At 67.9% G+C, this 6,716-nt stretch carries 7 protein-coding genes; 5 read left to right on the plus strand and 2 right to left on the minus strand.

All coding sequences use genetic code 11. The annotated features are described in order from the left end of the window. A partial coding sequence (locus tag ACIQ3R_RS13250) for a dipeptidase (protein WP_397419251.1) occupies window positions 1–725 on the plus strand: 725 nt, incomplete at its 5' end. A 6-nt stretch (window positions 726–731) separates the two neighbouring features. On the opposite strand, the gene ACIQ3R_RS13255 is transcribed toward ACIQ3R_RS13250, so the two are convergent. Continuing rightward, the gene (locus ACIQ3R_RS13255) at window positions 732–2,009 is read right to left on the minus strand and encodes a spinster family MFS transporter (protein WP_397419253.1); all 1,278 of its coding nucleotides are present in this window, start codon (window positions 2,007–2,009) and stop codon (window positions 732–734) included. Between the two features lie 238 nt (window positions 2,010–2,247). Between ACIQ3R_RS13255 and ACIQ3R_RS13260 the strand changes: the two genes are divergently transcribed. Genes ACIQ3R_RS13260 through ACIQ3R_RS13270 form a run of 3 tightly spaced genes read left to right on the plus strand, consistent with a single transcriptional unit; the run spans window position 2,248 to window position 5,679 of the window. Continuing rightward, on the plus strand, window positions 2,248–3,291 hold the full coding sequence (locus ACIQ3R_RS13260) for a phosphotransferase family protein (protein ID WP_397419255.1): 1,044 nt from the start codon (window positions 2,248–2,250) through the stop codon (window positions 3,289–3,291). Then, entirely contained in the window at window positions 3,292–4,596 is a 1,305-nt protein-coding gene (locus ACIQ3R_RS13265; RefSeq protein ID WP_397419257.1) for a CitMHS family transporter, read from the plus strand. A gap of 51 nt (window positions 4,597–4,647) precedes the next feature. Next, on the plus strand, window positions 4,648–5,679 hold the full coding sequence (locus ACIQ3R_RS13270) for an alpha/beta hydrolase fold domain-containing protein (RefSeq protein ID WP_397419259.1): 1,032 nt from the start codon (window positions 4,648–4,650) through the stop codon (window positions 5,677–5,679). A 1-nt stretch (window position 5,680) separates the two neighbouring features. On the opposite strand, the gene ACIQ3R_RS13275 is transcribed toward ACIQ3R_RS13270, so the two are convergent. Then, window positions 5,681–6,073 carry an acyl dehydratase gene (locus ACIQ3R_RS13275; RefSeq protein WP_397419261.1) on the minus strand — a complete coding sequence of 131 codons (393 nt, stop codon included), beginning with the start codon at window positions 6,071–6,073 and terminating at the stop codon, window positions 5,681–5,683. Between the two features lie 107 nt (window positions 6,074–6,180). Here ACIQ3R_RS13275 and ACIQ3R_RS13280 point away from each other — a divergent pair. Next, window positions 6,181–6,716: protein-disulfide reductase DsbD domain-containing protein (locus ACIQ3R_RS13280; protein WP_397419263.1), on the plus strand; the 536-nt coding region annotated here is incomplete at its 3' end.

A 6,716-nucleotide genomic window follows, 5' to 3' on the forward strand; every position in this document is an offset into this window, starting at 1 on the left:
CGCCGGTTCACGGGGCTAACAACCAGTTTGCCGATAGCGCCACCGACAAGCTTCGCTGGGGCGGACTCTCGCCGTTGGGCGAGCGCTGGGTCGACGAGATGAACCGCCTTGGGATGGTGGTCGACGGATCGCACGCATCCGACGCGGCGATCGACCAGCTCATCGCCCGGTCAAAGACGCCGATCATCCTCTCCCATCACGGCGCCAAGGCGGTGTTCGACCACCCGCGCAATCTCGACGACGAACGCCTGAAGAAGGTCGCGGCCTCTGGCGGCGTGATCCAGATGAACTCCATGTACGTCGCGCCCTTGAGCGCGCCGGCCGACTTCAGGGCCCGAATGGGCGCGTTGCGATTCAAGATGACGCGCGTCGGCGCGATGTCCGCCTCCGAACGCAAGGCGCTGATGGCGGAGCTGAAGGCGCGCGAGGCCACGCCCGGCTGGCGCGGGACGTTCGAGGCCTACATGGAGAACATCCTGCACGTCCTGAAGCTGGTCGGTCCGGATCACGTCGGCATGGGCGCCGACTGGGACGGTGGCGGCGGCGTTGCGGGCTTTGAGAGCGTGGCGGACCTGCCCAAGATCACGGCCCGCCTGAAGGCGGCGGGTTATTCAGACGCCGACCTGGCCAAGATCTGGGGCGGCAACCTGCTGCGCCTGGTCGCACAGGCCGACGCCTACCGCGCTTCATTGGCGGCTCCGGCGCCCGCGGTCGCCGCGCGGTAGGTCCGGTCAGGCCAGGGCTGTCTTGTCTCGCTTGAACCGGACGCCGGCGAAGAAGAAGGCCGGCGCGGCGATCGCCGAGGCGATGGTGAAGCCCATCAGCGTCCACGTATAGGGCTCGGCCACGCCCGACGCGCGGAGCTGGTCAACGACGAAGCCTGTGCCGGTGATGCCGATGCCCAGACCGATGACGTTCAGGCAGAGGATGTAGAAGGCCGTCACCGTCGCCCGGGCGCCGGGCGGCGCCAATTCCTGCACCGTTGAGAAGGTCGGGCCATAGAAGGCCGCCAGTTGGAACACGCCAGCCGCGATGCCGATATAGAACAGCGGCGAATCGACCGGCACGATCCGGAACGCCACCGTCAGCGGCGCCAGCGCCAGGAACATCCAGAAGAGCAGCATCGGGCGACCGGATTTGCGTGTGCGCTGCCACCAGTCTCCGACGAATCCGCCGAACAGGTTGCCCGCGATGCCGGCGGCGACGGTGATGTAGCCGGTGAGCTGGGCGATGTGGGCGCGCTCGAACCCGCGCTCCTGCACGAACCACAGCTGATCGAAAGAAGCTGCGCCGACCGAGAGATGCAGCGCTACGCCGCCCAGCATCGTCGCGCCGAGGGAGGGTGAGCGGGCCAGCGCCTTGGTCAGCTCCTTGACTTGAGTGGCGACCGAGGGCCCGCGGTCGCCCGTCGCCCGCTTTGGTCGGGTCTCACGGACCGTGAGCATCAGGCCTGCGAAGACCAGGCCCAAAAGGCCCAGGGCGATGAAACAGTTGCGCCAGCCGATGACCGGACCGAGGTATCCCGCCACCAGCAGGCTGACCCCCGCTCCGATCGGCACACCCAGATAATAGATTCCCGCCGCAACCCCCAGTCGCGCGGCCGGAAACCGATCCGCCAGCAGTGACATGGCCGTCGGCGTAAGCGCTGACTCCCCGACCCCGATCAGGGCCCTGGGAATGGCCAGCGAGACGAAGCCTTTGGCCAGGCCCGAGGCCGCCGTCAGCAAGCTCCAGAGCGCGATAGCGCCGGCGATTAATCGCGGCCGGTGGGTGAGGTCGGCCAGCATGCCCATGAACAGGCCCGCCACTGCATAGAAGATCAGAAAGAACAGTCCGGTCAGCAGGCCGTACTGGGTGTCGGTCAGGCCGAGGTCAGGCTTGATGAAGTTCGCGAAACTCGGCAGCAGCTGCCGATCCACGAAATTCATCACATTGATCAACGTCAGAAGCAGGAGCAGCCCATAGGCGTTGCCCTGCGCCCGGCCCGCGCTGTGTGTCTCGTCGTTCATCTCGGCCGTCTCCCCCGGCGTTGTTTGACTGCGACCCTAGAGCGCAATCCCCCGAAGTGGAAACCGGTTCGGCGGCGGAACCGCGCGTCAGATCAAGGCGGCGCGGCGCGTCATCCGGGTCCGATTGATCCCATCGGATCGGGCGAGGCCCTGGGGTTGGGCCAGGGCGCCGCCAAGGCGCTTGCGGCCGGCGGCTGGGCGAGGGAGGGTTGGCGCGAGGGATGGGAGAGATCACGCGATGAGCGAGACTGCGCCGCTGGGCTATGATGTGGCGGCCGTCGAGGCCTGGATCACCGCCAATGTTCCGGCGCTTTCGCCGCCGCTTCGCTGGACGCGGCTGGAAGGCGGTCACTCCAACCTCACCTATCGAATTGACGACGCCCGCGGTCGCGCCGCCGTGATTCGCCGCCCGCCGCTGGGCGAACTTCTTCCCAAGGCGCACGACATGGGCCGCGAGTGGGCGGTGCTGAGCGGGCTAAAGGGTTCGGCCGTGCCGGTGCCCGAGGCGATGGGCTTTTGCGATGACCCCTCGGTCACCGGGGCGCGGTTCTATGTCATGGGTCTGGTCGAGGGCCGTCCGCTTTACTCCATCGACGACACGCTGCGTCTGGTCCCGGAAGCCCGGCGCGAGGCCATGGCTTTCTCCTTCATCGACGCCCTGGCCGCGCTCCACGCGCTGGACCCGGATGCCGTCGGTCTCGGCGATCTCGGCAAGCGCGACGGCTATATCGCCCGCCAACTTTCCACCTGGATGAAGTCGTGGCTCGCTTCAGTGGAGCCGGCCCAGTACGACGACCCGCGCGCCCATGAGCTGCAAGCCTTCTTTCTGGCCAATGCGCCGGATCAGGATCCGGCCCGGGTGGTGCACGGCGACTTCGGCCCGCACAACTGCCTCGTCGGACCGGATGGGACGGTGGCGGCCGTCGTCGACTGGGAAATCTCCACCCTGGGCGACCCGTTGGCCGACCTCGCCTATGCGCTCAACTTCTGGCCAGATCCTTCGGATCCTCAGCCGCCGTCGCCCACCGCCGCCACGGCCGCACCCGGGTTCCCAGGGCGTCGCGTGCTCGCGGCGCGCTATGCCGAGAAAACTGGCCGCGATCTTTCGAAGCTCGACTTCTATGTCGGCTTCAATCGCTGGAAGTCAGCCTGCATCAATCACGGGGTTTACGCCCGCTACCTGGAGGGGAAGAAGAGCACCGAAGGTGTCGACCTGGAGGGCTTGAAGGCCACCATCGACCGCAGCCTGACCCTTTCGGAGCAGGCGGTGGCGCGCCTCTAGGTGACCCACGACGCTCAGACCCTGGCGTGGCTCGGCTTCTTGATGGTCGCCGGGTTCATGGCGCTGATCATGACCGGCCGGCTCTCGCCGCTTGTCGCCCTGATAACCGTACCCACCGCAGTCGGCCTCGCCGCCGGATTCGGCGCCGGACTGGGTCCGATGATGCTGGAGGGCGTCGCCCGCATCGCACCGACCGCCGTGATGTTGATGTTCGCCATCCTCTACTTCGGGGTGATGGGGGACGCGGGCCTGTTCGACCCGCTGATCAAGGCGCTGCTGCGCGTGGTGGGCGAAGATCCCGTCCGGATCGTGATGGGCACCTTGGCGCTGGCGACCTTTGTCTCGCTCGATGGCGACGGCTCAACCACATACATGATCACGGTGGCGGCCCTGTTGCCGCTCTATCGGCGCCTGGGGCTCAACCCGCTGATCATGGCCTGCCTGATCATGCTCTCGTCCGGGGTGATGAATCTGACGCCCTGGGGCGGGCCGACGGCGCGGGCGGCGAGCGCGCTCGGCCTGGACGCGACGGCGGTCTTCCTGCCGCTCGTGCCCGCCATGCTGGTCGCCATCGCCTGGCTGATGATCCTGGGCTGGGCCTATGGACGGGCCGAGCGAAGGCGGCTCGGAGGGCTGTCGCCGAAGGTCTCGACCCCTGCGGTCGAGGTCGCCCCGGCGCCGGGGCGTTTCCGGTTCTGGATCAATCTCGGGCTGACGCTCAGCCTCCTGGGCCTCCTGATGCTGCAGGCTATGCCGCTGCCGCTGCTGTTCATGCTGGCCTTCTGTCTGGCGCTCGTCATCAACCATCCAAAGCCGGCGGATCAACGCGCGCGGATCGCCGCCCATGCGCCGGCGGTTCTGGCCGTGGTCTCGGTGATCTTCGCGGCCGGCGTTTTCACCGGCATCCTGAACGGCACGGGCATGGTCACGGCCATGTCAGGCGCCCTGGTTGATCTGATCCCGCCGGCATTGGGGCCCCACTTGGCGCCGCTGACCGCTTTGATCAGTCTGCCGATGACCTTCTTCATCTCCAATGACGCATTCTACTTCGGCATGCTGCCGGTGCTGGCGGAGACCGCCGGTCACTACGGCGTGGCCCCGCTGCATGTCGCCAGCGCTTCGCTGATCGGCCAGCCGCTGCACCTCCTCAGCCCGCTGGTGCCTTCGACCTATCTGCTGGTCAGCCTGGCCGGCGTGGAGTTCGGGGCGCACCAGCGCTTCACCCTGCCCTGGGCGATCCTGACCTGCCTGGTGATGCTGGCCGCCGCGCTGGCGCTGGGCGCCTTTCCGTGGCGAGCGGCTTGAGTTGAGCGCGGCTTGCGGCGAAGGTCGCCCCGCTTCCAAAAGGACCCCGTCATGACCTCGAGAATCGCCGCCGATCCCCGCATCGACCCGCGCATCAAGGCTGTGTTCGCCATGCCTGACGGGCCTCAGGCCGGCGACGTGGCGGACCGTGAGACCCTGCTTGCCGAGGCCAACACGCCGGCGGCCCTCGCCGCAGAACAGGCCATGGGCATGCTGTTCGCCGCCTGCGACTCCGAGGCGAACGCCCCCTCGAAGGGCTTGGTCCAGCGCGAGCTCAGCTTCACCTCGGCCCCCGACGGCAACACGATCAAACTTCACCTGATCGCGCCGGAGGGTCCCGGGCCCCACCCCTGCGTCTACTACATCCATGGCGGCGGGATGCAGACGATGAGCGCCTTCAACGGCATGTACCGCGCGTGGGGCCGGATCATCGCCGCACGGGGCGTGGCGGTGGCCATGGTGGACTTCCGCAACTGCCTGCGCCCCTCTTCCGCGCCCGAGGTGCTGCCGTTTCCGGCGGGGCTCAATGATTGCGTCTCCGGCCTGAAGTGGGTGGCGGCCTCGGCAGCGGCGCTCAACATCGATCCCGCGCGGATCGTCGTGGCGGGCGAAAGCGGGGGCGGCAACCTGGCGATCGCCACGGTGCTGAAGCTGAAGCGCGACGGCGACCTCGGCCTGATCAAGGGCCTCTATGCGCTCTGTCCCTACATCGCCGGACAATGGCCGCTGCCCGAGCATCCCTCGTCCACCGAGAACAACGGCCTGTTGCTCAGTCTGCACAACAACCGGGGCCGTGTCGCCTATGGCATCGAGGCCTTCGAGCGACGCGACCCGCTGGCCTGGCCGAGCTTCGCCACCGCCGAGGACCTGGCGGGCTTCCCGCCGACCGTAATCAGCGTCAACGAATGCGATCCGCTGCGGGACGAGGGTGTGGTGTTCTATCGGCGGCTGCTGGCGGCGGGGGTCGCAGCGCGCTGCCGGCAGGTGATGGGCACGATCCATGGTACAGAGGTGTTCTCAATCTCCGCGCCGGATATTAGCCGCGACACCGCCGCAGACCTCGCGCGTTTCTGCGCCGAGTAGCTCAGCGCTGAAAAATGCTGCGGGTCAGGCAGGAGAAGACCAGGCGGCCGGCTTCATCCAGCAGGTCTTGCTGGGCGATGACCACGCCCTTGCCCTCGCCGACGGGGTCCTTGGCCATCACGGTCATGCGGCCGCGCAACAGTTCCCCGGCCGGTGGGTTGCGCATCCAGCGGAGCGCGTCGACGCCCAGTCGCTTGGTCTGCGGCCAGTCGCCAGACGCCTGGGTGTCGAGCCGGGCCCAGATCGCATAGACCATGGCGTCAGGCGCGCCGTCCTCGGCCCGCCAGGTGGGTGCGAAGGCGGCGACGAAGGTGGCGAGCGCGCCCGGATCCACCGCCGCGACCCCCAGGCTGACGACTTGCCCGATCTCGATATCGTCAAAGGAAGCGGGCAAGGGCGGATCTCCTGGCGTGGGCGCGAATCCCGCCGATGATGGCGCGCGCGGCGGTCAAGTCGAGGCTTCCTTTGCGCGCGCGCGTCCGCCGCGCCATATAACCCGCCATGACGTTTCTGGGTGCGATCTTCCGACGGGCATTGGGCGCGATTCTGGCGGCGGCGCTGCCGGCGATGGCGTCGGCCGCGCCGGTCAACACCGGCCATCTGACCGCCGAGTTGGTGAGTTCGGTGACCGGGATCGCCCCGGGCCAGACCATCCAGGTGGCGCTGCGCCAGGATATCCAGAAGGGCTGGCACACCTATTGGCGCAATGCGGGCGACAGCGGCGAGGCGACCCAGATCAAGTGGACCCTGCCGTCCGGCTGGTCCGCCGGCGAATTCACCTGGCCCACCCCGCATCGGATGCCGCTCGGACCGCTGACCAACTATGGCTATTCGGGCCAGGTCTTGCTGCCCATGACGCTCACGGCTCCCGCCAATGCGACTCCGGGCGCGACTGTGACGCTGAAGGCCGCAGCCGCCTTTCTGGTCTGCGCCGACATCTGCATCCCTGAGGATGCGCTGCTGGAACTGAGGCTCCCAGTCGTGGCGGCGCCTGCAGCCATGGACCCGGAGTGGGGCGAACCGATCGCGCGAACCCT

Origin of the sequence: Phenylobacterium sp. (assembly GCF_044371015.1) — a bacterium.
Taxonomy (GTDB): Bacteria; Pseudomonadota; Alphaproteobacteria; order Caulobacterales; family Caulobacteraceae; genus Phenylobacterium.